The organism is Microvirga brassicacearum, assembly GCF_008757455.1.
Classification (GTDB): domain Bacteria; phylum Pseudomonadota; class Alphaproteobacteria; order Rhizobiales; family Beijerinckiaceae; genus Microvirga; species Microvirga brassicacearum.
Genome location: NZ_VCMV01000003.1, coordinates 147,123 through 171,490, shown reverse-complemented (window position 1 = coordinate 171,490; position 24,368 = coordinate 147,123). Strand labels below are relative to the sequence as shown.

Genomic DNA, 24,368 nt, shown 5'->3' with positions numbered 1-24,368 from the left:
TGAAGCGAAAGTCTTCGCGTTTGCTTCGGCCCCTGTGCGGGAGCACCCTACACCTAGCAAAACGCTATCGGAAGAGGCCCGTCATGATCACCGCAACCGCCCCAGGAAATCTTTGCTCTTTCGCTCCCACCCACCGCACGATGCCATCGTTCCTGCCGCTCCTGCTGCGGCTCGAGGCATGGCTCGACCGCCGGGCGAGCCGGAACGCGCTCTACAGTCTGGACGAACGCGCGCTTCACGACATCGGGCTGACTTCCGCCGACATGGGCGGCGTCGATCGCACCGCGACCTGGCAGAATTGCCTGCTGGGCCCCTCAGGGCACCGGTAAGCTCAGGAAAGACCGGCCGACAGGGCGGATCTCAGGTGGTCCGGGATGCGCACGGCGCGGCCCTCCCGGACCGCCGCCACGGTGACATCGGCCTTGACCAGCACATCGGCACCGCGACGGACCTCCTGCGCCAGAATCATTGACGCCCCGCGCATCTCCTTTGGCCGCGTGACCACCGTCAGGACGTCATCCATCAGGGCCGCGCCGAGGAAATCGATGGTCATTTTCCGCACCACGAAGGCAAGCCCGCCCATCTCCGCATGAAGGTCGGATTGGGCGACTTCCAGCGCCCGCAGAAGCTCCGTCCGTCCGCGCTCAAGGAATCGCAGGTAGCTCGCGTGATAGACCCGCGCAGAGAAATCCGTGTCCTCGTAGTAGACGCGGATCGGCAGAATATGCGTGTCGCCCTCGAGGCGGCCGGAGAGGTGGGGGAAAGTCTCGACGCGCTCTCCTCCCCCTTTCCGGGAGGAGTTGGAGGTGGGGGTGCTGGCGCCGGCGTCGGATGGGTCTGGAGCCGGCACCCCGACCCGGGCCCTCCCCACAAGGGGGAGGGAATCGCCGCCGCGCTTCTCACGCATCCTCGTCTCCCGCAAACAGCCCGAACTGCGCCGCCTCGCGGCTCGGCTCCGCCAACCCAAGATGGCGGAAGGCGTGCGTGGTCAGCATTCGGCCGCGGGGGGTGCGCTGCACGAAGCCCTTCTGGAGAAGGTAAGGCTCGATGATGTCCTCGATGGCATCGCGGGGCTCCGACAACGCCGCCGCAATGGTCTCGATGCCGACCGGGCCGCCGCCGAAGGAGAGCGCCACCAGGGTGAGGTATTTGCGGTCCATCTGGTCGAGCCCGATCGGATCCACGTCGAGCAGGCGCAAAGCCGCATCCGCGTGCTCCCGCGTCACCGTATCGACGCCGTCCACGATCGCGAAATCCCGCACCCGGCGCAGCAGCCTTCCGGCAATGCGAGGGGTGCCACGGGCGCGGCGGGCGATCTCGTTGGCGCCGTCCGCGCTCATGCCCATGCCGAGCACCCGCGCGCCGCGCCGGACAATGAGTTCAAGCTCCTCAACCGTATAGAATTCGAGCCGGATCGGGATGCCGAAGCGGTCGCGCAACGGGGTGGTAAGAAGGCCCGCGCGGGTCGTCGCGCCCACCAGCGTGAATTTCGGCAGCTCGATCTTGACCGAACGCGCGGCCGGACCCTCGCCGATGATCAGGTCGAGCTGATAATCCTCCATGGCCGGATAGAGGATTTCCTCGACGGCCGGGTTGAGGCGGTGAATCTCGTCGATGAAGAGCACGTCGCGCTCTTCCAGATTGGTGAGCTGCGCCGCAAGGTCGCCCGCCTTGGCGATAACCGGGCCGGAGGTCGAGCGGAAATTCACCCCGAGCTCCCGCGCCACGATCTGCGCCAGCGTGGTCTTGCCGAGGCCTGGCGGGCCGACGAACAACACATGGTCGAGGGCATCGCCGCGTGACTTTGCGGCATTGATGAAGACCTGCAGATTCGCCCGCGCCGCCTTCTGGCCCGTGAAATCAACGAGCGAGAGCGGACGCAGCGACAGGTCGGCATCGTCCTCGCGCTTTTCGGGGGTCAACAGGCGGGAATCGGTCAAAGAATCGCAATCCTTCAAAGGCTTCGTATAGACGAAGCTCTTCTACCGCGCCAACTCGCGCAGGCCCAGCCGGATCAGCGTCTTGGCTTCCGGCTCCTCGCCCGCACTCTTCATCGCCGCCGCAATCGCGGCCGATGCCTGGGCCTGCGGGTAGCCGAGATTGACCAGGGCCGAGACAGCATCGGAGACGGGCGCGGGCGCGGTTTTGTCGTCGAGCGATCCCGACAGGCGGATCAGCGCCGGATCGATGGCGGAAAAGGCCGGGGCCTTGTCCTTCAGTTCCGAGACGATGCGCTGGGCGAGCTTCGGGCCGACGCCGGGGCCACGCGCCACGGACGCCTTGTCGCCGGTGGCGATGGCGGTTGCCAGCGTGCCGGGATCGAGCACCGAGAGGATGCCGAGCGCCACCTTGGCGCCGACCCCCTGCACCGATTGCAGCAGCTTGAACCATTCGCGCTCCGCATCCGAGCGGAAGCCGAAGAGCCGGATCATGTCCTCGCGCACATGCGTCTCGATGGAGAGCGAGGCCGCCTCGCCCACCGGCGGCAGGTTCTGCAGCGTCCGCGACGAGCAATGCACCACGTAGCCGACGCCCTGAACGTCGAGGATCACGAAGTCGTCGCCATAGGCGTCGATGATCCCTTTAAGTTTGCCGATCAATCGTTTTCCCCCTTGCGCCCTAAGCCCCTCACCCTCGCTTCGCTCGACCTCTCCCCACCGGGGAGAGGTGGGGGTTGGCGCTCGTTCCTCACCTCTCCCTCGAGGGAGAGGTCGGACCAAGGGTCCGGGTGAGGGTGCTGCGCCCTGGCCGGACAACCCTCAGGACGCTCGACTTTTCCCCGCCAGGGCCGTTGAGCCTCTGTAACACCCTAAAAGCTCGCCGCCAAAGCCCGCGCCTTGCGCTGGTGTGCATGACAGATCGCAATCGCAAGCGCATCGGCCGCGTCGGCTTTTTTCGGGTCGGCCCTGGGCAGCAGGATCTTCACCATCGCCAGCACCTGGTTCTTGTCCGCATGGCCCACGCCGACGACGGTCTTCTTGACCTGATTGGCGCCGTATTCGGCGACCGGCAGGTTGTGCATGGCGGGGACCAGCAGCGACATGGCGCGGGCCTGGCCGAGTTTCAGGGTCGCCTGCGCGTCCTTGTTGACGAAGGTTTCCTCCACCGCGACCTCGTGGGGCGTCCAGGTGGCGACGACGTCCGTCAGCCGGTCGTGAAGCTGCTTCAGGCGGAGCGCCAAGTCGAGCTCCGCATCCGACGTCACCACGCCGCAGGCGACGAAGGAGAGCTTCGAGCCCTCGATCGTGATGATGCCCCAGCCGGTGTTGCGCAGGCCGGGATCGAGACCGAGGATTCGGATGGGGTCCATGAAAGTCCTGCGAGTCCCGTAGCAGAAGCACCACGCGCTCTCCTCCCCCTTGCGGGGAGGAGTTGGAGGTGGGGGTGTAAGCGCCAATCATTAAGTCAGCTTGCGCCGACACCCCCACCCTAGCCCTCCCCCCAAGGGGGAGGGAACAAGCTCGAGCTTATTCCGACATCTTCTGCATCAGCGCATCCGACAATTCGAAATTGCCGTAGACGTTCTGCACATCGTCATGCTCTTCGAGCGTCTCCATCAGGCGCATGAGCTTTTCGCCGGCTTCGTCATCCACCAGAATCGGCGTCTGCGGCTTCCAGACCAGCTTGGAGGCCTTCGGCTCGCCGAACTTTTCCTCCAGCGCCTTGGTGACCTCGTTGAGCGAGGTGCTGTCGCAATAGATCTCGTGGCCATCCTCGGAGGACGTTACGTCATCGGCGCCCGCATCGATCGCGGCTTCGAGCATCGTGTCGGCATCTGCCACCTCGGGCTTGAATTCCACGAGACCCACATGGTCGAACATGAACGAAACGGCGCCCGTTTCGGCCAGATTGCCGCCGCTCTTGGTGAAGTACGAGCGGATATCCGAGGCGGTGCGGTTGCGGTTGTCGGTCATGGCCTCGATGATCAGCGCGACGCCGCCAGGGCCGTAGCCCTCGTAGCGGATCTCGTCGTAATTATCGCCCTCGCCGCCGACCGCCTTGTTGATGGCGCGCTGGATATTGTCCTTGGGCATGTTCTCGGCCCGCGCCGCCAGAATTGCCGACCGCAGGCGCGGGTTCATGTTGGGGTCGGGCATGCCCATCTTGGCCGCCACGGTGATTTCGCGGGCGAGCTTCGAGAACACCTTGGAGCGCACCGCATCCACGCGCCCCTTGCGATGCATGATATTCTTGAACTGTGAATGTCCGGCCATAGGGCCTCCGGAGAGACGGCCGAAGGCTCCCCTCGCTTAAAGGAACCCGTCAGGCCGCGGCTGTTGACGATAGCGGGCTTATAAAACGCCGTACGCTCCGACGCAAAGCCCCTCTCGATGACGAAAGGACTGGGACCGGATCAGGCGCTAGAACCAGTTGGTGATCGCCGCGTGGATCAAGTGATAGGAGGCGCCAAGAATGGTGATCGTATAGGCAAGCCCCGCAAAGCCGATGAGATAGCCGCCGATCAGCAGATAGCCGTCCTCCTCCATCACCGCGATGGAGATGACCACGAGCGCGATGGAAGGCGGAAAGTTGGTGCCCGGAAAGGGGATCAGCACCGATAGCGCGACCAGAACGGCAAAGAGGCCGATCATCCGGTCGCCGAAAACGCTGAACAATTGCGTCAAGCGCGGGCGGCAATAGCTCTCGAGCTTCTGAAGCTTCGGCTCGGTCAGGTCGATCAGGCGCTTGAATTTCGATACCGACACCGTCCGACGCCGGATGAAGCCCGGCAGCCAGGGATGTTTGTGGCCGAGCAGCATCTGAATGCCGAAGATCAGCACCGGCGTGCCGACGATGCCCGCAATGCCCGGAGGGGCGGGAACACAATTGGGGAGGCTGAACAGGATCAGCATGAAGCCGAAGGCGCGTTCGCCGAATGCGCCGATGATCGCGCCGATCGAAATCGTCTCGCCCTGCGCGTTGTCGATGACGCCGCGGAGGACGGCGGAGGCGCTTTTGTGTTCCAGAGCCTCGGGGGCGGTGCCGTTTTCCCTCACCGAGTAGGGGTCCGTTCTAAGTTTGGCGTCCACCTGGTTCCTCCGTGAGAGACAGATGGGCATCCATTGTGGCAAGCCAAGGGAGGGTTTGTGGAAAGGCTGGGCTAATCCCAGAACCGCGGCCAGCTTTCCTCGAGGTGCGGGCCGAGCCTCAGCGCCGCAACCCGCAGTGCCAGGCCGGTGCGGTCGTCGGTTTCGACCGCGATCCCCGAGAGCGTGCCCTCCCCGAGGCCGGGCTCCATGCGCGGACCCGGCGTCTTCTGGAGAAACCGCCGGATCGATTCCTCCTTCTGCATGCCGAGCACGGTGTCGTAATCGCCGCACATGCCGGCATCCGACATGTAGGCGGTGCCGCCGGATAGGACCCGGTGGTCGGCTGTCGGCACATGGGTGTGGGTCCCCACCACCAGCGAGGCGCGGCCATCCAGATGGTGCCCCATCGCCTCCTTCTCGCTGGTCGCCTCGGCGTGCATGTCGACGATCACCGCGTCAGCCACCCGGCCGAGGGGGCAGGCATCGAGTTCCCGGTCCACCGCCGTGAACGGGTCATCGAGCGAGTCCATATAGAGCCGGCCCATGACGTTGATGACAAGCACACGCTTGCCCGAGGCGGTGTCAATGAGATTGGCGCCCCGTCCCGGCGTGCCGGGCGGGAAGTTCACCGGCCGCAGCAGCCGCGTCTGGCGCTCGATGAACACGAGGGTTTCACGCTGGTCCCAGCTGTGGTTTCCGAGGGTCACCGCATCGGCGCCGGCATTGAGCAGGTCGTCGCAGAGCGCCTCGGTGATGCCGAAACCGCCCGCCGAATTCTCCCCATTGATTACCACGCAATCGAGGCGCCATCTGTCGCGCAATCCCGGAAGCCGTTCGGCCACCGCATTGCGGCCGGGCCGACCGACGATATCGCCGAGGAAGAGGAGACGCATGGTTCTGGTTCCTTGGAGGCCTCAGGGCCTTGCTCTGATCAGCTCGGTTTCGGTGATGACGATATCAAGCAAACGATCGTGCGGTTCAAGCGGCACCTGCTCGATCTCCTGAACCGCCCAGGCCAATCCCACGGTCAGGATCGGATGCTGCTTTTCCAGCGCAGCGATCGCCCGGTCGAAATGACCTTTGCCATAGCCGATGCGCCCGCCGCGGCGGTCGAAGGCCGCGAGAGGGACGAGAAGCGCCGCCGGGAAGACTTCCGGCGCGTCAGGCCCCGGCTCCCGCACGCCGAAGCCGCCCTTGATCAACGGATCTCCCGGCTGCCACAGCCGGAAACTCAGATGCGGATGCAGAACCTGGGAGAGCGCGACCTCCTGGCCGCGGGCCACGAGATCTTCCATCAGCGGCCGAGGATCGACCTCGCTCCGGATCGGCCAGTAGCTGCCGACAACGTTCGGCTGTCGAAGCTCAGGAATTTCGAGGGCTCTTTCGCAGATGCGACGCGAGGCCTGCTGGCGAAAATCCTCATCGAGCCCGTCGCGGCGAAAAAGCGCCTGCCGGCGGAGTGTTTCCTTGAGATCGGCGAGAGGGGGTGAGGTCATCAATTTTGATGTGGAGTGCGGAGCCGCGAAAGTCGTCAGAGAAGCGATCCCGGGAACCTACTTATGTAGGTGGGCGCCGTGTATCCCGGTCCAGGGACCGGGTCAGGGACAGCTCCCTTGGGATCGTTAAGGCCCCGGGGAAATGATCTCCAAACGTGCCCCGCAGCCCCGCCTTCCGTATGTAGGGACGATAGAGGTGCGGGGAAAGGGGAAAATTGGAGCTATCTGAGGAGGTGCGTGCTTCGTGACGCTGCCCTGCGCGCCACTCCTCAGCATGAGGTGGGTGTCATTTCGACGATCGCAACGATCCCTCATGCTGAGGAGCGAAGCGTCTCGAAGCACGCAAAGCGTCGTTCAGCGGCTCCGATCAGGCCGGTGCGTTCAGCCCTCGCGCCAGTCGCTCGATGCGGTCGGCGGCTTTCTGGATGCCGTCGGCAAGGCGGGCCTCGATCATCTGGCTGCGCTCGTCGCCCGTGGAGGCGAAGGAGCGCAATTCGTTCAGCTCCGCCTCCATGGCGGCGATGCGTTTTCTGGTCTCGTGCAATTCGTCCGCCATGGTGATCGCCGCCATGACGTGCAGGCGCATCTCGCCGATTTCGCCAAAGGCGACGCGCATGTCCTCGATCTTGGCGTCGAGCGAGGCCGCGAGGCCGCCCAGATGTTCCTCTTCGCCGTCGGCACAGGCGATGCGGTAGGTCTTGCCGGCAATGATGACGGATACCTGGGACATCTCAGCCCTCCTCGGGTTCGAGTTCGCCGGCCTGATGGAGCACGCTCTGGATCGTGCCGATGGCGACGCGGACCCGCTGACTGACATCGTCCGTCGCCGCCTCATAACGCTGGAGACGCGTCAGCGCGCCATCCAACTCGCCAGCGAGCCGGGCGCGGTCGTCCTGCATGAGCTGGAGTTCCGTTTCCAGATCGCCGCGCCGCTTCTCCGCCTCCAGCCGCCGTGAAACCGAAGCCTCGAGAAGACCGAGGGCAACGTCGAGTCGTTTCAATGCGTCATCGAGAATGGGGGTCATCGCAACTCCGGGAATCGTCCCCGACACTAGGCCGGTCATTACCGAGGGGCAACGGCCTTCAAGGATTTGGCGAAGCCTGAGACTTTGCTCCACTGCAATCGCCTCGAGCCTGAAGTCTTTGACTCGCTTCGCCCCCGTGTTAAGGAGCCCCGGCCCCTCCAGAGTGGTTTCCTCGCCAAGAATCCTGTTTGCGAGAACCCCGCCAAGACCTGTGGATTACGAGCCGTGTCAGATACTGTCCTCGCCGATCGCGTCACCCATTCCGATCTGGCGAACGCCGTGCGCGTTCTAGCCATGGACGCAGTCGAACAAGCCAAGTCCGGCCATCCGGGCCTGCCGATGGGCGCCGCCGACATGGCGACGGTTCTGTTTACGAAATTCCTGAAATACGACGCAACCGACCCGACCTGGGCCGACCGCGATCGTTTCGTGCTCTCGGCCGGCCACGGCTCGATGCTGCTCTATGCGCTGCTTCACCTGACGGGCGTGAGCGGCATGACGATCGATGAGCTGAAGCGCTTCCGCAAACTCGATTCGAAGACGCCCGGCCATCCCGAAAACTTCATGACGCCCGGCGTCGAGACCACCACCGGCCCCCTCGGGCAGGGCCTCGCCACCGCGGTCGGCATGGCCATCGCCGAGCGGATGCTGAATGCCGAATATGGGGACGATCTCGTCGATCACCGCACCTATGTGATCGCCTCCGACGGCGACCTCATGGAGGGCATCAGCCACGAGGCGATTTCGCTCGCCGGCCACCTGAAGCTCAACCGTCTCATCGTGCTTTTCGACGATAACGGCATCTCCATCGACGGCCCGCTCTCGCTCTCCGAATCGGGCGATCAGGTAAAGCGCTTCGAGGCTGCCGGCTGGCGCGCGGTTCGCGTCGACGGCCACGATCCGCAGGCCATCGCCCGCGCCCTGTCGCGCGCCCAGAAATCCGACCGCCCGACGATGATCGCCTGCAAGACCACCATCGGCTACGGCGCACCCAAGAAGGCCGGCACCTCGAAAGCCCACGGCGAGCCGCTGGGGCCTGAGGAACTGGCCGGCGCCAAGACCTCCTATGGCTGGAATTCGGCTCCGTTCGAGCTGCCCGACACGATCCGCGATGCCTGGGCGAAAGCCGGCCGCAAGGGCCGCCGCCAGCGCAAGGCCTGGACGGACCGCCTCAAGGCGGCGCCCGCCGCAACCCGCAGCGAATTCGAACGCCGCATGAAGGGCGTGCGTCCCGAAGGCCTATCCGAGGCCGTCGCCAAGCTGAAAGCGCGCCTGCTGGCCGAACCGCAGAACGTGGCCACGCGGAAGGCGAGCGAGATCGCCCTCGAGGTCATCACCGAGGCGGTGCCCGAGCTGATCCTCGGCTCGGCCGATCTGACGCCGTCGAACAACACCAAGACCAAGAACCTCACCGCCATCTCGCCGGGTGAATATGCGGGCCGCTATATCCATTACGGCATCCGCGAGCACGGGATGGCGGCGGCCATGAACGGCATGTCGCTGCACGGGGGCTTCCTGCCCGCCGGCGCGACCTTCCTGGTCTTTGCCGATTACGCCCGTCCCGCCATGCGGATCGCGGCGCTCGCCGGCATCCCGGTCGTTTATGTGATGACGCACGATTCCATCGGCCTTGGCGAGGACGGCCCGACGCACCAGCCGGTCGAGCATCTCGCCTCATTGCGCGCCATGCCGAAGATGCGCGTCTACCGCCCGGCTGATGCGATCGAGACCGCCGAATGCTGGCAGCTCGCCGTCGAGCGCACCGACGGGCCGAGCCTGCTCGCCCTGACTCGCCAGAACCTGCCGCAGGTCCGCAAGGAAGCAGGCGACAAGAATGCGTCGGCGGTCGGCGCCTACGAGCTGTCGCCCGCCCCCGGCAAGGCCCGGGCAACGATCTTCGCGTCAGGCAGCGAGGTCGAGATTGCGCTGGCGGCCCAGAAAATTCTTGCCGAACAGAGCTTCGCGGTTCGCGTTGTGTCGGTACCCTCGCTCGACCTGTTCCTGGCCCAGCCGGAGTCGGTGCGCGCCCGCATCATTAGCGACGCACCAGTCAAGGTCGCGATCGAGGCGGCTGTGCGTTTCGGCTGGGACGCGGTCATCGGATCCGATGGCATTTTCGTCGGCATGAGCGGGTTCGGTGCCAGCGCGCCGTACAAGGATCTCTACCAGCATTTCGGCATCACTGCCGAAGCGGTGGCCGAGAAGGTCCTGAGGACCCATAATCTATGAGGCTTTGGAGCGATGAGCCTCGTCGCAAAAGGGAGCTTAAGAAATGACGGTGAAGGTCGCGATCAACGGCTTCGGTCGTATCGGGCGCAACATCCTGCGCGCTATCGTGGAGAGTGGTCGTACGGACATTCAGGTGGTGTCGATCAACGACCTCGGTCCGGTTGAGACCAATGCTCACCTGCTGCGCTACGATTCGGTGCACGGCAAGTTTCCGGCCGAAGTGAAGGTCGAGGGCGACTTCATCGTCGTCAACGGCCAGCGCATCAAGGTCACGGCGATTAAGGACCCGGCCGAGCTGCCCCACAAAGAGCTCGGCGTCGACATCGCGCTCGAATGCACGGGTTTCTTCACCTCGAAGGAAAAGGCCTCGGCCCATCTCAAGGCCGGCGCCAAGCGCGTCATCGTGTCGGCTCCGGCCGACGGCGCCGATTTGACCGTCGTCTACGGCGTCAATCACGACAAGCTGACGAAGGATCACATCGTCATCTCGAATGCCTCCTGCACCACCAACTGCCTCGCCCCTATGGCGAAGGTGTTGAATGACGCAGTCGGCATCGAAAAAGGCTTCATGACGACGATCCATTCCTACACCAACGATCAGCCGTCCCTCGACCAGATGCACAAGGATCTCTATCGCGCCCGCGCCGCGGCCGTGTCGATGATCCCGACCTCGACCGGCGCCGCCAAGGCCGTCGGCCTCGTGCTGCCCGAGCTCAACGGCAAGCTCGACGGAACCTCGATCCGCGTGCCGACTCCGAATGTCTCGGTGGTCGATTTCAAGTTCGTTTCCAAGCGGCCGACTTCGGTCGAGGAAATCAACAAGGCCATCACGGCGGCCGCTGATGGGCCGCTCAAGGGCATCCTTGCCTATACGCACGAGCCCAAGGTCTCGATCGACTTCAACCACGATCCGGCTTCGTCCACCTTCCACATGGACCAGACCAAGGTGCTGGACGGCAACCTCGTTCGCGTCCTGGCGTGGTACGATAACGAGTGGGGCTTTTCCAACCGCATGGCGGACACCGCCGTCGCCATGGCGAAGCTGATCTGACGGAGCTTGTCGATGACCGCTTTCCGAACGCTCGATCAGGCTGAGGTCAAAGGGAAGCGCGTTCTCGTCCGCGTCGACCTCAACGTTCCCATGGAGAACGGCCGGATCACCGATGCGACCCGCATCGAGCGCATCCTGCCGACCCTCCGGGAAATCTCCGACAAGGGCGGAAAGGTCATTCTCCTCGCTCATTTCGGCCGCCCGAAAGGACGTGATCCGAAAGAATCGCTCAAGCCGGTCGCGGAAGCGCTCGCGCAGCACCTCAAGAAGGGTGTGGCCTTCGCCGATGACTGCATCGGCGAAGCGGCCGCCACGGCCGTCGGCGCTCTCAAGGACGGCGGCGTCCTTCTCCTTGAAAACACCCGCTTTCATGCGGGCGAGGAGAAGAACGACCCGGCTTTCGTGCAGGAACTGGCGAAGCTCGGCGATCTCTATGTCAACGATGCCTTCTCTACGGCTCATCGGGCGCACGCCTCGACCGAAGGCCTGGCGCATGTGCTCCCGTCCTTCGCCGGCCGCACCATGCAGGCGGAACTCGATGCGCTGGCCAAGGGGCTGGAATCGCCCAAACGGCCGCTCGTCGCCATCGTCGGCGGCGCGAAGGTTTCGACCAAAATCGACCTGCTCGAAAATCTCGTACAGAAGGTCGATGCGCTGGTGATCGGCGGCGGCATGGCCAATACGTTTCTGCACGCCATGGGCCTCGGCATCGGCAAATCACTGGCCGAGAAGGATCTGGCCGATACCGCCTTGCGCATCCTCGACAGGGCGCGCGAGACCAATTGCGCCATCATCCTGCCGGTAGACGGCGTCTGCGCCTATGATTTCAAGGCCGGCGCCTACAACCAGACCTTCGGCATCGATGCCATCCCTGACGACCAGATGATCCTCGATGTGGGCTCGCAATCGGTCGAACGGGTGAATGCGGCCATCAACGACGCGAAAACGCTGGTTTGGAACGGCCCGCTCGGTGCCTTCGAGATCACGCCGTTCGATCAGGGGACGGTTGCCACGGCCCGCCACGCAGCGGAACGCACCAGGGCCGGCAAGCTGGTCTCGGTGGCAGGCGGCGGCGATACGGTGTCGGCGCTCAACCATGCGGGCGCGGCGGACGGCTTTTCCTATGTGTCGACAGCGGGCGGCGCTTTCCTCGAATGGCTCGAAGGCAAGCCCCTCCCCGGCGTCGACGCACTGAAGGCTTAAGGCGCAGTTCAGCTTCGTCAGGCTCTAAGACATAAAATCAGGAGGAACATGATGGCGCGCATCACCTTGAGACAGCTACTCGACCACGCCGCCGAGCACGGCTACGGCGTACCGGCGTTCAACATCAACAATATGGAACAGGCGCTCGCCATCATGGAGGCGGCGAACGCCCTCGAGGCGCCGGTGATCATCCAGGCGAGCCGCGGCGCGCGATCCTACGCAAACGACATCATGCTCAAGCACATGATGGACGCGGTCACCGAGATCTATCCGCATATCCCCGTCTGCGTGCATCTCGATCACGGCAACGAGCCAGCCACCTGCATGACGGCGATCCAGTCCGGCTTCACGTCGGTGATGATGGACGGATCGCTCAAGGCCGACGGCAAGACCCCGGGTGATTGGGACTACAATGTCGGCGTCACCCGGAAGGTGGTCGAGATGGCGCATCTCGGCGGCATCTCGGTGGAAGGCGAACTCGGCGTGCTCGGTTCCCTCGAGACCGGCATGGGCGACAAGGAGGATGGCCACGGGGCCGAGGGCAAGCTCAGTCACGATCAGCTGCTCACCGATCCCGACGAGGCCGTGAAGTTCGTGGCCGAGACCCGGGTGGACGCGCTCGCCATCGCCATGGGCACCTCGCACGGGGCCTACAAGTTCACCCGCAAGCCGGATGGCGCGATCCTCGCGATGCATGTCATCGAGGAAATCCACCGCCGCCTGCCCAACACCCATCTGGTCATGCACGGCTCGTCCTCGGTGCCGCAGGACCTGCAGGACATCATCAACCAGTACGGCGGCAAGATGCCCCAGACCTGGGGCGTGCCGGTCGAGGAGATCCAGCGGGGCATCAAGCACGGCGTCCGCAAGATCAACATCGACACCGACAACCGCATGGCGATGACCGGCCAGATCCGCCGCATCCTCACCGAGAATCCGGGCGAGTTCGACCCGCGCAAGTATCTCAAGCCCGCCATGGAAGCCATGACGAAGCTCTGCAAGCTGCGCTTCGAGGAATTCGGCACGGCGGGCCAGGCGGGCAAGATCAAGATTCTGTCCACCGCCGCCATGGCCAAGCGCTATGCGTCCGGCGAGCTCGACCCGACATACGGCGCCGGCCGGAAGGCTGCCGAGTGAGGCCGACCGGGCTTTCGCCTTAATTTTCGGAATAACGGGGCCTCGCAAGATGGCCCCGTTTTCGTTATGGCGTAGCTCTCTGAAATTTTCTCGTCGATCGTGGATCATGGCTGAACCTGCTGCCCGCCTCTATCTCATCACCCCGGTCGTGGAAGACGCCGCCGCTTTTGCGCCGCGTCTTGCGGAGGCTTGCGCAACCGGTGATGTCGCGGCCCTGCTGCTCCGGCTCCCGAAGGCCGACGAGCGGACCCTCGTCAACCAGATTAAGATCCTGGCGCCTCCCGTGCAGGACCATGGAACGGCGCTCATCATCGCCTCGGCGGGCGAAGCCGATCTGGCGCTCGTTGCCGGACGTGCCGGCGCGGACGGGGTTCATGTCACCAGCGGCCAGACCGACCTGAAAGACCTGCGCCAGCACCTCAAATCGGAGCGGGCCATGGGTGTGGGCGCCATCCGCTCGAAGGACGAGGCGATGACGGCCGGCGAAGCGGGGGCCGATTATCTCCTTTTCGGCGAGCCCCGCGCGGACGACAGCCTGCCCTCTCTCGAGAGCGTCGTGGAGCGAGCGACCTGGTGGGCCGAGATCTTCGAGACCCCTTGCGTCGTCTATGCGCCGAGCCTTGAAGTGATCCCGGAACTGGTGGCGACCCGCGCCGAGTTCATCGCGCTCGGCGATGCGGTCTGGTCCCATGCGGACGGCCCCGCCAAGGCGATCCCCGCCGCCATCGCGCTGATCGGCGAGCGCGAGGCACTCGATTGATGCACCGGACCCGCCTGTTCGCCGCCGCTTTCGCATGCGTGCTGTCCATCGGGACGGCTTACGCCGCGACCGACCTCGCCTTCGGGGCCTATCAGCGCGGCCACTATAACGAGGCCTTCCGCGAAGCGACCATGCGGCTGGAGAAAAACCAGTCGGATTCGGCCGCCATGACGCTTCTGGGCGAATTGTACAACCAAGGCCTCGGCGTGCCGGTGAGCCCCGTCAAGGCCGCCGAATGGTATCGGCTGGCCGCACAGCGCGGCGACGCGCAGGCCCTCGCCTCACTCGGCCTGATGGCGCTGGAAGGCCGGGGGATGGCCAAGAACCCCGCCCAAGGGCGCGCCTGGCTCGAAGAGGCCGCCGCAAAGGGCCATCCGGTCGCGAGCTACAATCTGGCGCTCATCCTGCTCCCGAGCAGCGCCGATGCCGATGTCCGACGCACCATCGAATTGTTGCGTGTCGCAGCCAACGCCGAACTGCCCGATGCGCAACACGCGCTCGGGGTGCTGTATCTCAAGGGACGCGGCCTCACACGCAATCCCACCGAGGCCGCCGCCCTGTTCGAGCGGGCGGCGCAGAACGGGTCTTCGGTCGGGGATGTGGAATACGCCATTCTGCTCTTCAACGGCGACGGCGTGGTGAAGAACGAGAGCAAGGCGGCGCAATATTTTCGCCGCGCCGCCGCCAAGGGCAACGCCATCGCGCAGAACCGCCTCGCGCGCCTCCTCGCCGCCGGGCGCGGCGTGCCTGTCAACAAGATCGACGCCGCCGCATGGCACATCCTGGCGGTCGGCCAAGGCCTTGCCGATCCGTGGCTTGACGATGCGCTCAAGGACCTGACTCCGGACGAGAAGAAAAAGTCGGAGAAACTGGCGGGCGAGCGTCTCGGCATGCGTTAGTCTGCCGGGGCGGTTCCGGTCGCCCTGGACAATTACGAACCCGAGCTATCGCTTGACCTTCGCTGCCCGCCGTGGTCCACCCGGCCTCATCCCATTTCCCGCCCCTTGTTCAGGACTGCCCGCCGATGATCCGCTCGCCCCTCATGACCGTCATGACCGATGCCGTGATGAAGGCCTCGCGCTCCCTGAAACGGGATTTCGGCGAGGTGGAAAACCTGCAGGTCTCGCGCAAGGGCCCCGGCGACTTCGTTTCCGCGGCCGACCGCAAGGCCGAGCAGATCCTGCGCGATGCGCTTGAGAAAGCACGGCCCGGTTATGGGTTCGTCATGGAGGAAAGCGGCGTCGTAAAAGGCACCGACCCAAACCATCGCTGGCACATCGATCCGCTCGACGGCACCACCAACTTCCTTCACGGCCTGCCGCAATTCGCGATCTCCGTCGGCCTCGAGCGCGATGGACAGATCGTTGCGGGCATCATCTACGATCCGGTGAAGGACGAATTGTTCATCGCCGAGAAGGGCAAGGGCGCCTATCTCAACAACCGCCGCATCCGCGTGGCGGCTCGCACCGAGATGGCCGACGCGGTCGTTGCCTGCGGCCTGCCGCACATCGCCAAGGGTGACCACGGGGTGTTCCTGAAGGAGCTCTCCGCAGTGATGGGCCATGTGGGCGGCATGCGGCGCTTCGGCGCGGCGGCACTCGACCTTGCCTATGTGGCCTGCGGCCGTCTCGATGCCTATTGGGAACGCGGCCTCAACAGCTGGGATATTTCGGCCGGCATGTTGCTGATCCGCGAGGCCGGCGGCTACCTGTCCGATGCCGATGGCGGCAGCGACCCCCTCGTCACCGGCACGATCGCGTGCGGAAACGAGACCTTGCACCGTGAGTTGCTCAAGCTTTTGAAGACCGCGAAGCGCTGATCCGAGCCGAGATTTCTGTTCGTCCAGCCTTCGCACGCCTCCGCTACGCTTGATCCCGCGCGGCCAGCCGGTCACATTGATACGGCTTCGAAGGCACCAGAGAGCAGGATAACGATGGACGAACAACCCCTTACCCCACCGCGGATCTACCTGATCCGGATGGCGGTCTTCCTGATTCTGGCAGGGTTTGTCGCGTTCATCCTCTACAAGCAGATCGTCGACGCGTTCATGGCGAATCCAGGCCTGAACGGCCTCATCATCGGCGTCATGATGATCGGCATCGTGCTGGCTATCCGGCAGGTCATGCGCCTGTTCCCGGAGGTCCGCTGGGTCAACACCTTCCGGCACAACGAGGAAGGCGTCCTGCCCCCCAATCCGCCGATCCTGCTCGCACCGATGGCGTCCTTCATCAGCGGCCGCTCGGCGCAATCGACCCTCTCCGTCGCCGCGACTCGCTCGCTCCTCGATTCCGTCGGCGCGCGCCTCGATGAAAGCCGGGAGATCGTTCGCTATCTCGCCGGCCTCCTGGTGTTTCTCGGATTGCTCGGGACGTTCTGGGGCCTCATCGACACGGTCGGCTCGGTCGGCCGCATCATCTCGTCGTTGCGGACCGGGCAGGATTCGGCGGTCCTGTTCGACGAATTGAAGAACTCGCTGGCGGGCCCGCTGCAGGGCATGGGCCTGTCCTTCTCGGCCTCGCTCTTCGGTCTTGCCGGCTCGCTTGTGCTGAGCTTCCTCGATCTGCAGGCCGGGCAGGCGCAAAGCCGATTCTACACCGAGCTCGAGGACTGGCTTGCCATGTCGACCATGGATACGGTCGGTCCGGAACTGGGTGCCCGCCCCGGCACCTCGAACGATCTCGCCATTGCGCTCCATCGGCTGACCGCCGCCGTCAATGACGGCGCCGGCGGACGGGCCTCGACTCAGGCCATGGCCAATCTTGCCGAAGGCGTTCAGGGGTTGGTGCAGCATATGCGCGCCGAGCAGCAGATGATCCGCGACTGGGTCGAGGCGCAGGCTGCCCGCGAGAAGGAACTGAAGCAGGTGCTCGATCGCCTGTCGCAAGAAAGACTGCCCTGATGCCGGTTGCAAGTTCGGGCAGGCGGCGGCGCGGTCCCCGGGGAGAACTCAATTACTGGCCGGCCTTCGTGGACGCCCTGTCGACGCTGTTGCTCGCGATCGTGTTTCTCATCTCGGTGTTCATGGTCGGGCAGTTCTTCCTGTCCCGCGAACTCTCGACCCGCGACACGGTGCTGGACCGCCTTAACCGTCAGATCTCGGAACTCACCGATCTCCTGTCGCTCGAACGCTCAAACCGCCGGACGCTCGAGGAAAATCTCAACTCGCTTCAGACGACCCTGCAATCGGCCGAAGCCGATCGGGAGCGGCTGCAGAGCATGGTCGAGAGCGGCGGCGAAGCGCAGAGCCGCGCCAGCGAGCTGAATACCGCTCTCGAAAGCGAGAAACAGGCCACAGGCCGCGCCCTCAGCCAGATCGAGATCCTCAACCAGCAGATCGCCGCCATGCGGCGCCAGCTGGCGGCCCTCGAAGAGGCTCTCGACGCGTCCGAAACGCGCGACAAGGACAGTCAGGCGCGGATCGCGGATCTGGGTAGCAGGCTCAATGTGGCGCTCGCCCAAAGGGTGCAGGAACTCGCCCGCTTCCGGTCCGATTTCTTCGGCCGCTTGCGCCAGATCCTCGGCAATCGGCAGGATGTCCGGATCGTCGGCGACCGCTTCGTCTTCCAGTCTGAAGTGCTGTTTCCCGTCGGTCAGGCAACGTTGCGTCCCGAGGCCTCGGGCGAGCTGGACCGTATCGCGAGCGCGCTGGTGGAATTGGAAAAGCAGATCCCGCCCGATATCCCATGGGTGATCCGGGTCGACGGCCATACGGATGCCCGACCGATCGCCACCGCACAGTTCCCGTCGAACTGGGCCTTGTCGGCGGCTCGCGCGATCGCGGTGGTCCAGGCTTTCGCTGCCCGCGGGGTGTCGCCGCAGCATCTGCTCGCGGCGGGCTTCGGCGAATATCAGCCCATCGACGTGGGCACGTCGGAAGAAGCCTATTCGCGCAACCGGCGCATCGAGCTGAAACTCACCGAACGCTAACACGGCGAACTCATTCCAGCCGCTGCCGGAATGCTGTTGCCCTAACGCCATCGCCTATCTAAACCTAACGTTCGGAATTTTAGCCCATGCGTTTTCCGGAGGAACAAACTTGACCATTCGCGCTGCGAAACCAGCCTTCTGTGCCGCCGTCATTGGACTGACGGTCATCCTCTCGGGCTGCCAGACGGCCGATATCGGGCCGATCGACACCACTGCGCAGGCGATGATCACCACCTCCGCGCCAGCTTCGACGATCAGGAACGTCCTCGTCTATCAGGCGGTGAACAAGAACAATCTTGTGGTTTCGGATACGCCCAAAATCCTCGTGGTGGACATGCGCTCGAACGATTTCCTGTACAGCGTTGTCCTCAAGCATCGCTGGGATCCGACGGCGCGGGCCCGCATCACCTATGTGTTTGACGAAACAGGCGGAAAGACGACCGTATCCGCCGCCGCGACACTTGTGGCGAACAGAAGCGGAAAGCCGCAACAAGTCACCGATTTCGAGGGCAATCCGGACGTGAAGGCAGCACTCCAGCGCCTCCTCGAGGAGGCGGCCGCGAAAGCCCAGTGAGCTTTCAATCCAGACGATGGATCTGGCCACGTTCCATGGCTTCGGGCCGATAATCATCTGGCTGGAACCCGCTCTCACGCCGACTTTCCCAAGGCGCGCGCCACGTCCGAGACCTGCACGCCGACACGCTTGACGGTGTCCATGAGTTGATCCCGTGATACCCGCCACCGCCCGGCCCAGTAACGAACCTCCCATTCCTCATGGAGGTTGATGCGGGGAGAATCCTGCGGGTGCCGTCTACTGCACGTCTCGATCATGCTCGCTCTCCCTGACGAGGCTCAAACCGGGCGCAAGGGCCGGCTGTGACTTAACCGCCAGAGTGGGAATCGGTTCGGATCGGTTACTCGGCCGCTTCCACGTGGCCGTCGGGATCGGTGAATTGCAGCCGGGCCAGTCTCGCATACAGACCCCCTTCGGCAAGCAGCGCCTCATGCGTGCCCTCCTCGACGATGCGGCCCTGGTCCATCACGAGGATCCGGTCGGCCGAGCGCACGGTTGCGAGCCGGTGCGCGATGACGAGGGTGGTCCGGCCCTGCATCAATCGGTCGAGGGCGGTCTGGACCTTGCGCTCGCTCTCGGCGTCGAGGGCGGACGTAGCCTCGTCGAGAAGCAGGATCGGGGCATCCTTCAGGATGGCCCGGGCGATGGCAAGGCGCTGGCGCTGGCCGCCCGAGAGGGTAACGCCGCGCTCGCCGATGAGAGTGTCGTAGCCCTGCGGCATCGCGCGGATGAAGCCGTCGGCCGCCGCCAGCGTCGCCGCGCGACGGACCTCTTCGTCGGTCGCATCAGGGCGGCCATAGCGGATGTTGTCGTTGACGCTGGCCCCGAACACCGTCGGGTCCTGCGGCACCAGCGCCATGCGGGCGCGAAGTGCAACCGGGTCCGCCTTCGAGATCGGCACGCCATCAACGAGGATCTCGCCCTCCTGCGGATCGTAAAACCGCAGGAGCAATTGCAGAACCGTGCTTTTGCCTGCTCCCGACGGGCCGACGAGCGCCACCCGTTCGCCCGAAGCCAGCCGCACGTCGAAGCCCTTGAGCGAAGGCTGCTCGCTGCGCATCGGATAGGCGAACCAGACGTCGTTGAACGCCACCGTACCCGGCGAGGGCTCCGGCAGAGACACCGGATTTTTCGGCGCCCGGATGGCGGGCTCCGCCGCAAGGATTTCACCGAGCCGCTCGGCCGCCCCCGCGGCTTGCGCCAATTCACCGTAGACTTCCGACAGCTGGCCCAGCGAGCTCGCGGCAAAAACCGCGTAGAGGACGAATTGCGACAATTGCCCGGGTGTCATGGTGCCGTTCATGACATCCTGCGCGCCGTACCACAGCACGCCCACCACGCTGGCCGAGACCATGAAGATGCCGATGCCGGTCAGGAACGCCCGCATGGTCGTCGACAGGCGCGCCGCATCGAAGGCATGTTCGGCGGCCGCGGCAAACCGCGAGGCCGTGGCCGCTTCCATCCCGAAGGCCTGCATGGTGCGAACCGCGCCGACGGCTTCGGCCGCATAGGCGGAGGCATCCGCGAGCCGGTCCTGCGCGGCGCGCGAGCGGCGCTGGACGGCGCGCCCGGAAATCACCAACGGCAGCACGATGGCGGGGATGGCTAATAGCACCAGGGCCGAGAGCTTCGGGCTGGTCACGATCATCAGCACGACGGCGCCGGCAAACAGGAACGCATTGCGCAGGGCAATCGAGATGCTGACCCCGAAGGCCGCCTTCACCTGGGTGGTATCGGCGGTCAACCGGGAAACGATCTCGCCGCTTTTGGTCTGGTCGAAAAAGGCGGGATCGAGCGACGTGAGATGGCCGAACACCGCCGAGCGCAGATCCGCCACCACCCGCTCGCCCAGTGTAATGACCAGATAGAAGCGGGCGGCGCTGGCGGCCGACAGGATACCCACCACCAGCAGCAGCATGGCGAAATAGGCGTTGATGAGCGTGCGGTCGTCGGCCGAGAAGCCGAAATCCACCACCCGGCGCAGGGCGATCGGCATGACCAGCGTCGCGGCGGACGCCACGATCAGCGCCAGCAACGCGGCCGCGATCCGTCCCTTGTAGGCGATCGCATAGGGCACCAGGGGCCGCAATGCGCTCAAGGCGGCTTTCGGGCGAGGAGATCCGGCAGGTATGGAGGCCATTCTGTCTGTCAGCTTTCGCGACGGAGCCGGCACGGTCGACGACGACCTTGCGCTGCCCGGCGGGTTTCGAGGACCACATGTCCTGTTTCAAGGTCACAAGTCTTGTTTCGGGTCTTCAAGTACGGTATAGGCCGGCAACCTTTCAAGACAGGCTCGACTTTTCAGGCTGCAGGCTGGCCCATCGGTTAGCCGCACGAGGATATGGCAATGGCGCGCACATCAACCGAACACCCGGACTATCATTTCATCAAGGTCGTGATGACCAACGGCACCGAGTTCACCACCCGGTCGACCTACGGCAAAGAGGGCGACAGCATCAACCTCGATATCGACCCGAGCACCCATCCGGCCTGGACCGGCGGTACGCAGCAACTGCTCGACCGTGGTGGTCGCCTGTCGCGCTTCAACTCGAAGTTCGGCAACATGGCTTTCAAGAAGTAATCTTCGCAAGAAGCAATCTTCGCAAGAACCGGGGTTGTCGCACCCTGACGAAAAGCCCCGCTCGAGCGGGGCTTTTTTGTTTCAGTCGACGAGGCTGGGTAGGCGGGGGGCCGTGCCGAATGCCCGCTCGATCATCCCCCTCTGGGTGGCGACGGGATTGAGGCCTGTGGCGGGCGGGCCCTCTTCGGCCTCCGCGATGATCTGTTCGAGATGCATGATCCGCGCGTGAAGCCGCGCCGCGAGCCCGACGAGTTGCCGCAGGCGCGCCGGCAGGGCCTCGAATTCCGAGATTGTCGCGGTGGCGCCGGGGGATGCGAGCCGGACGCGGTTTTTTTCAACCTGGCCCTGACCGGCCGTCATTTCGCCTTCGGCGACCGCACGCTGAACCAGGAGCCAGGACGCGATCTGCATCAATCGCGTCGTCAGGCGCATGCTTTCGCTCGCATACGCAACGGTGATGTGGCGGGGCAGCATCCGCGAATCCTCTCGGCCCGGCCCGTCGAGATAGGCGGCAGTCTCTTCCACAAGCTCCATGCCCTCCTGAAAAAGCGCCTTGAACGCTTCCGAATGCACGAAGCTGTGGCCGAACCGCACAGGCCCGTCTTTTAGTTTGATCACGTCCGGTTCTCTCACCGACCGTCTCCCGAAGCTTTGCCGCCTGCTCCGGTGTCCCGGGCAAGGTTTTTTCTTGGATGTCAGGAGATCAGTATAGAGCGCCTCGGCGCCAGATGCTGCGCTAACCGTTTCTTAAGGTTAAGCAGCGCGCTCCCGGTCGCAAAAGGAGAGCCGCCTTGCAGCGGCTCGAAGTGATAACAGGGAGGCGTCAACAGAGTGAACAGGAGCCACTCGATATCCAGCGAGAGAGAGAACTGGATAGCGTCATTAAAATCCCTAAACCTTAAAGATTGGTTAATCGCACCAACCCATGGTCGCAAATGCCTCTTCAGGCCGAGCCAAGATTGAAGAAGGCGCTGGCGGCATCCAGTGATCTTTGCTTGCCGGACTTTGCCTCCCTCAGGCGTGCGATCTCCCTCTCGAGCAATCCAACTCGCTCATCGATCTCGTCGATCGACAGCAAGGAGAGATCCTGACCGATCTCGTGCCCGCCGCGACGGGGCGCCGGTTCCTCGGCAAAGGGATCGAAAGCCATATCGTTCTCCTTCCAAAGGTTTTTTCCGCCAAAGGTTTTTCCGCCAAAGGTTTTCCCGCATTAGGTTAGGACGTGCTGCGCGCATTGCCAACATCGCCTATATGAATCGGCCTTGGCCGAAGGAGGACAGAATGGCGGCAATTTCGGACAGCATGAGGGCAGTCATCGCCGATGGGAAAGGCGGGCCCGAGGTCCTGAAGGTCGTGCAAATTCCGGTCCCCCGCCCGGCCGAGGGCGAAATTCTGGTCAAGGTCGAGGCCGCGGGCGTCAATCGGCCGGATGTCGCCCAGCGCGAAGGACGCTACCCGCCGCCGCCCGGCGCGCCCACGACCCTGGGGCTGGAAATTGCCGGCACGGTCGTTGCCGTCGGCCCTCGTGTCTCGCGCTTTGCCGTCGGTGAGCCGGTGATGGCCCTGGTCCCCGGCGGCGGTTATGCGGATTTCGCCGTGGTGCACGAGACCAATGCGCTCCGTATTCCGGAGGGCCTCTCCATGGTGGAGGCCGGGGCCGTCCCCGAGACGTATTTCACCGTCTGGACCAACGTTTTCGAGCGTGGCGCCCTAAAAACTGGCGAAACTTTCCTGGTCCATGGCGGTACGTCCGGCATCGGCACCACGGCGATCCAGCTCGCAAAGGCTTTCGGCGCCACGGTCATCGCAACCGCCGGCAGCGAGGAGAAATGCGCCGCCTGCCTCGCGCTCGGCGCCGATCTGGCGATCAATTACCGCGAAGAGGATTTCGTCGCGGCCGTGAAAGCGTTCACGGATGGTCGCGGCGCCAACCTGATCCTCGACATGGTCGGCGGCGACTACATTCCGCGAAACTACGAGGCCGCCGCCCAGGATGGCCGCATCGTGCAAATCGCGTTCCTGCACGGCAGCAGGATCGAGATGGATTTCGGCCGCCTGATGGTCAAGCGCCTGACCCACACGGGATCGACCCTGCGTTCGCGTGCCGTTTCGGAAAAGGCCGCCATTGCCCGGGCGCTGGCTGACCGGGTGCTGCCGCTTCTGGCGCAGGGCCGGGTCAAGCCACTGATCGATTCGGAGTTTTCCCTCGAGGAGGTCGCCCGTGCGCATGCCCGCATGGACGGGGGCGAGCATATCGGCAAGATCGTCCTGCGCCCGTAGGCGCCAGTCAGGCGAGGCAGGAAAAGCAGGGCCCGTCCAGATTCAAACTGGGCAAAACGCATCTGGAATTGCAACATCGGGGCGCGATCCGTATAATAACCCCGTTTCCCTCACATCGTGAGACGAGATGCTCCGGTCCGACCGGGTCGGAGCGCAGGAGAGTTTTTGCCGTGCGGCGCCGACATATCGGCACCCGGCTTTGAGGAGAAAAGCCCATGTCCCAAGGACCGCTGATGCCGAAGGCGACAGCCGTGTGGCTCGTCGAGAATACGTCTTTGTCGTTCGAACAGATCGCTGATTTCTGCAAACTGCACCCGCTCGAGGTCAAGGGTATCGCCGATGGCGAGGTCGCCGCCGGCATCAAGGGGCTCGACCCGATCACCTCCGGTCAGCTCACTCGCGAGGAAATCGAGACCGCGCAGGCCGACAGCACGCACCACCTGCGCATGGCGGAATCCCGCGTCAAACTGCCCGAGCCCAAGCGTACCAAGAAGGGCCCGCGCTACACGCCGGTGTCGCGCCGCCACGACCGTCCGAATGCGATCCTGTGGCTGGTGCGCAACCATCCCGAGTTGAAGGACGCGCAGATCATGCGCCTCGTCGGCACCACCAAGACCACGATCCAGCAGGTTCGCGAGCGCACCCACTGGAATTCGGCCAGTCTTTCGCCCATGGATCCCGTGACCCTGGGCCTCGCCTCGCAGATCGACCTCGATTTCGAGGTCCAGCGCGCCGCCAAGGATCGCCCGCACGTGGAAGCACCCGATGCCGGCGGAACCCTGATGCCGGCCGAGGTCTCGACCGCCCAGCCCGCGCGCGACGAACCCTTCGCCGACATGAGCCGGCCGAAGCCAGTCCAGGAAGACGCCATCGACGTCAATTCGGTCTTTGCGAAGCTCAAGCAGCTCAAGCAAGAGAACGACGAAGGCGAAGAGTAAGGATTTCAGCAAAAAGGCCCGGAGCGTTCCGGGCCTTTTTGTTGAGGCGCCCCCTCACCCGGACCTGCGGTCCGACCTCTCCCTCCAGGGAGAGGTGAAGATGGGCGCCGACCCTTACCTCTCCCCAGCGGGGAGAG

28 protein-coding genes and 1 other RNA gene are annotated in these 24,368 nt (G+C 64.4%); 14 read left to right on the top strand and 15 right to left on the bottom strand.

What is annotated here, in order from left to right; genetic code table 11:
* Nucleotides 1–83 precede the first annotated feature (83 nt).
* A complete protein-coding gene (locus tag FEZ63_RS02405; protein ID WP_150942037.1) occupies nt 84–329 on the top strand; it encodes a DUF1127 domain-containing protein in 246 nt (81 codons plus the stop codon).
* Between the two features lie 2 nt (nt 330–331).
* On the opposite strand, the gene ybgC is transcribed toward FEZ63_RS02405, so the two are convergent.
* The 11 genes from ybgC to FEZ63_RS02350 all read right to left on the bottom strand — a co-directional run bounded on the left by ybgC (nt 332) and on the right by FEZ63_RS02350 (nt 7,551).
* Nucleotides 332–724 (bottom strand): tol-pal system-associated acyl-CoA thioesterase, encoded by a 393-nt coding sequence (gene ybgC, locus FEZ63_RS02400; RefSeq protein ID WP_338042194.1) that lies wholly within the window; start codon nt 722–724, stop codon nt 332–334.
* A gap of 175 nt (nt 725–899) precedes the next feature.
* A complete protein-coding gene (ruvB, locus tag FEZ63_RS02395) occupies nt 900–1,940 on the bottom strand; it encodes a Holliday junction branch migration DNA helicase RuvB (protein ID WP_150942035.1) in 1,041 nt (346 codons plus the stop codon).
* A gap of 42 nt (nt 1,941–1,982) precedes the next feature.
* Nucleotides 1,983–2,600, bottom strand: coding sequence for a Holliday junction branch migration protein RuvA (gene ruvA / locus FEZ63_RS02390; RefSeq protein WP_150942034.1), 618 nt, complete (start codon nt 2,598–2,600; stop codon nt 1,983–1,985).
* A 209-nt stretch (nt 2,601–2,809) separates the two neighbouring features.
* Complete coding sequence (gene ruvC / locus FEZ63_RS02385; protein ID WP_150942033.1) at nt 2,810–3,310, bottom strand: crossover junction endodeoxyribonuclease RuvC; 501 nt, start codon at nt 3,308–3,310, stop codon at nt 2,810–2,812.
* Nucleotides 3,311–3,467: 157 nt separating this feature from the next.
* The gene (locus FEZ63_RS02380) at nt 3,468–4,214 is read right to left on the bottom strand and encodes a YebC/PmpR family DNA-binding transcriptional regulator (protein ID WP_150942032.1); all 747 of its coding nucleotides are present in this window, start codon (nt 4,212–4,214) and stop codon (nt 3,468–3,470) included.
* A 147-nt stretch (nt 4,215–4,361) separates the two neighbouring features.
* Nucleotides 4,362–5,030 carry an exopolysaccharide biosynthesis protein gene (locus FEZ63_RS02375; RefSeq protein ID WP_162419647.1) on the bottom strand — a complete coding sequence of 223 codons (669 nt, stop codon included), beginning with the start codon at nt 5,028–5,030 and terminating at the stop codon, nt 4,362–4,364.
* 71 nt (nt 5,031–5,101) lie between these two features.
* Nucleotides 5,102–5,923: a TIGR00282 family metallophosphoesterase gene (locus FEZ63_RS02370; protein WP_150942030.1), complete on the bottom strand. Its 822-nt coding sequence runs from the start codon at nt 5,921–5,923 to the stop codon at nt 5,102–5,104.
* A 21-nt stretch (nt 5,924–5,944) separates the two neighbouring features.
* Nucleotides 5,945–6,526 carry a 5-formyltetrahydrofolate cyclo-ligase gene (locus tag FEZ63_RS02365; RefSeq protein WP_150942029.1) on the bottom strand — a complete coding sequence of 194 codons (582 nt, stop codon included), beginning with the start codon at nt 6,524–6,526 and terminating at the stop codon, nt 5,945–5,947.
* Nucleotides 6,527–6,542: 16 nt separating this feature from the next.
* Nucleotides 6,543–6,698, bottom strand: a non-coding RNA gene (gene ssrS / locus FEZ63_RS02360) — 6S RNA.
* A gap of 195 nt (nt 6,699–6,893) precedes the next feature.
* A complete protein-coding gene (locus tag FEZ63_RS02355) occupies nt 6,894–7,256 on the bottom strand; it encodes a cell division protein ZapA (protein ID WP_150942028.1) in 363 nt (120 codons plus the stop codon).
* Nucleotide 7,257: 1 nt separating this feature from the next.
* Nucleotides 7,258–7,551, bottom strand: a complete 294-nt coding sequence (locus tag FEZ63_RS02350; RefSeq protein WP_150942027.1) for a DUF4164 domain-containing protein — start codon at nt 7,549–7,551, stop codon at nt 7,258–7,260.
* 294 nt (nt 7,552–7,845) lie between these two features.
* Between FEZ63_RS02350 and tkt the strand changes: the two genes are divergently transcribed.
* From tkt to FEZ63_RS02300, 10 genes are all read left to right on the top strand, one after another.
* On the top strand, nt 7,846–9,780 hold the full coding sequence (gene tkt / locus FEZ63_RS02345; RefSeq protein WP_244622619.1) for a transketolase: 1,935 nt from the start codon (nt 7,846–7,848) through the stop codon (nt 9,778–9,780).
* A gap of 43 nt (nt 9,781–9,823) precedes the next feature.
* Entirely contained in the window at nt 9,824–10,831 is a 1,008-nt protein-coding gene (gene gap / locus FEZ63_RS02340) for a type I glyceraldehyde-3-phosphate dehydrogenase (RefSeq protein WP_150942025.1), read from the top strand.
* A 12-nt stretch (nt 10,832–10,843) separates the two neighbouring features.
* Entirely contained in the window at nt 10,844–12,034 is a 1,191-nt protein-coding gene (locus FEZ63_RS02335; protein ID WP_150942024.1) for a phosphoglycerate kinase, read from the top strand.
* A gap of 51 nt (nt 12,035–12,085) precedes the next feature.
* Nucleotides 12,086–13,171 (top strand): class II fructose-bisphosphate aldolase, encoded by a 1,086-nt coding sequence (gene fba / locus FEZ63_RS02330; RefSeq protein ID WP_150942332.1) that lies wholly within the window; start codon nt 12,086–12,088, stop codon nt 13,169–13,171.
* 106 nt (nt 13,172–13,277) lie between these two features.
* A complete protein-coding gene (locus tag FEZ63_RS02325) occupies nt 13,278–13,931 on the top strand; it encodes a thiamine phosphate synthase (protein WP_150942023.1) in 654 nt (217 codons plus the stop codon).
* Nucleotides 13,931–14,830, top strand: coding sequence for a tetratricopeptide repeat protein (locus FEZ63_RS02320; protein WP_150942022.1), 900 nt, complete (start codon nt 13,931–13,933; stop codon nt 14,828–14,830). Before FEZ63_RS02325 ends, FEZ63_RS02320 begins: the two co-directional genes overlap by 1 nt.
* Before the next feature lie 125 nt (nt 14,831–14,955).
* Nucleotides 14,956–15,750: an inositol monophosphatase family protein gene (locus FEZ63_RS02315; RefSeq protein ID WP_150942021.1), complete on the top strand. Its 795-nt coding sequence runs from the start codon at nt 14,956–14,958 to the stop codon at nt 15,748–15,750.
* Between the two features lie 114 nt (nt 15,751–15,864).
* Nucleotides 15,865–16,830, top strand: coding sequence for a flagellar motor protein MotA (locus tag FEZ63_RS02310; RefSeq protein WP_150942020.1), 966 nt, complete (start codon nt 15,865–15,867; stop codon nt 16,828–16,830).
* Nucleotides 16,830–17,858 carry a peptidoglycan -binding protein gene (locus FEZ63_RS02305; RefSeq protein ID WP_150942019.1) on the top strand — a complete coding sequence of 343 codons (1,029 nt, stop codon included), beginning with the start codon at nt 16,830–16,832 and terminating at the stop codon, nt 17,856–17,858. Before FEZ63_RS02310 ends, FEZ63_RS02305 begins: the two co-directional genes overlap by 1 nt.
* Nucleotides 17,859–17,967: 109 nt before the next feature.
* Complete coding sequence (locus FEZ63_RS02300; protein ID WP_150942018.1) at nt 17,968–18,432, top strand: hypothetical protein; 465 nt, start codon at nt 17,968–17,970, stop codon at nt 18,430–18,432.
* Between the two features lie 74 nt (nt 18,433–18,506).
* Here the strand turns inward: FEZ63_RS02300 and FEZ63_RS02295 are convergent, their stop codons facing one another.
* Nucleotides 18,507–18,689: a DUF3606 domain-containing protein gene (locus FEZ63_RS02295; protein ID WP_150942017.1), complete on the bottom strand. Its 183-nt coding sequence runs from the start codon at nt 18,687–18,689 to the stop codon at nt 18,507–18,509.
* 83 nt (nt 18,690–18,772) lie between these two features.
* Nucleotides 18,773–20,572 (bottom strand): ABC transporter transmembrane domain-containing protein, encoded by a 1,800-nt coding sequence (locus FEZ63_RS02290; RefSeq protein ID WP_150942016.1) that lies wholly within the window; start codon nt 20,570–20,572, stop codon nt 18,773–18,775.
* A 207-nt stretch (nt 20,573–20,779) separates the two neighbouring features.
* Between FEZ63_RS02290 and rpmE the strand changes: the two genes are divergently transcribed.
* Nucleotides 20,780–21,013 (top strand): 50S ribosomal protein L31, encoded by a 234-nt coding sequence (gene rpmE, locus FEZ63_RS02285; RefSeq protein ID WP_150942015.1) that lies wholly within the window; start codon nt 20,780–20,782, stop codon nt 21,011–21,013.
* Nucleotides 21,014–21,094: 81 nt separating this feature from the next.
* Here the strand turns inward: rpmE and rcdA are convergent, their stop codons facing one another.
* Nucleotides 21,095–21,646, bottom strand: a complete 552-nt coding sequence (gene rcdA / locus FEZ63_RS02280) for a protease adaptor protein RcdA (protein WP_150942014.1) — start codon at nt 21,644–21,646, stop codon at nt 21,095–21,097.
* A gap of 310 nt (nt 21,647–21,956) precedes the next feature.
* Nucleotides 21,957–22,163 (bottom strand): DUF1192 domain-containing protein, encoded by a 207-nt coding sequence (locus tag FEZ63_RS02275; RefSeq protein ID WP_150942013.1) that lies wholly within the window; start codon nt 22,161–22,163, stop codon nt 21,957–21,959.
* A gap of 152 nt (nt 22,164–22,315) precedes the next feature.
* Here FEZ63_RS02275 and FEZ63_RS02270 point away from each other — a divergent pair, with 152 nt between their 5' ends.
* Nucleotides 22,316–23,293: an NAD(P)H-quinone oxidoreductase gene (locus FEZ63_RS02270; protein ID WP_420846255.1), complete on the top strand. Its 978-nt coding sequence runs from the start codon at nt 22,316–22,318 to the stop codon at nt 23,291–23,293.
* Nucleotides 23,294–23,508: 215 nt separating this feature from the next.
* A complete protein-coding gene (locus tag FEZ63_RS02265) occupies nt 23,509–24,231 on the top strand; it encodes a DUF1013 domain-containing protein (RefSeq protein ID WP_150942011.1) in 723 nt (240 codons plus the stop codon).
* Nucleotides 24,232–24,368 lie beyond the last annotated feature (137 nt).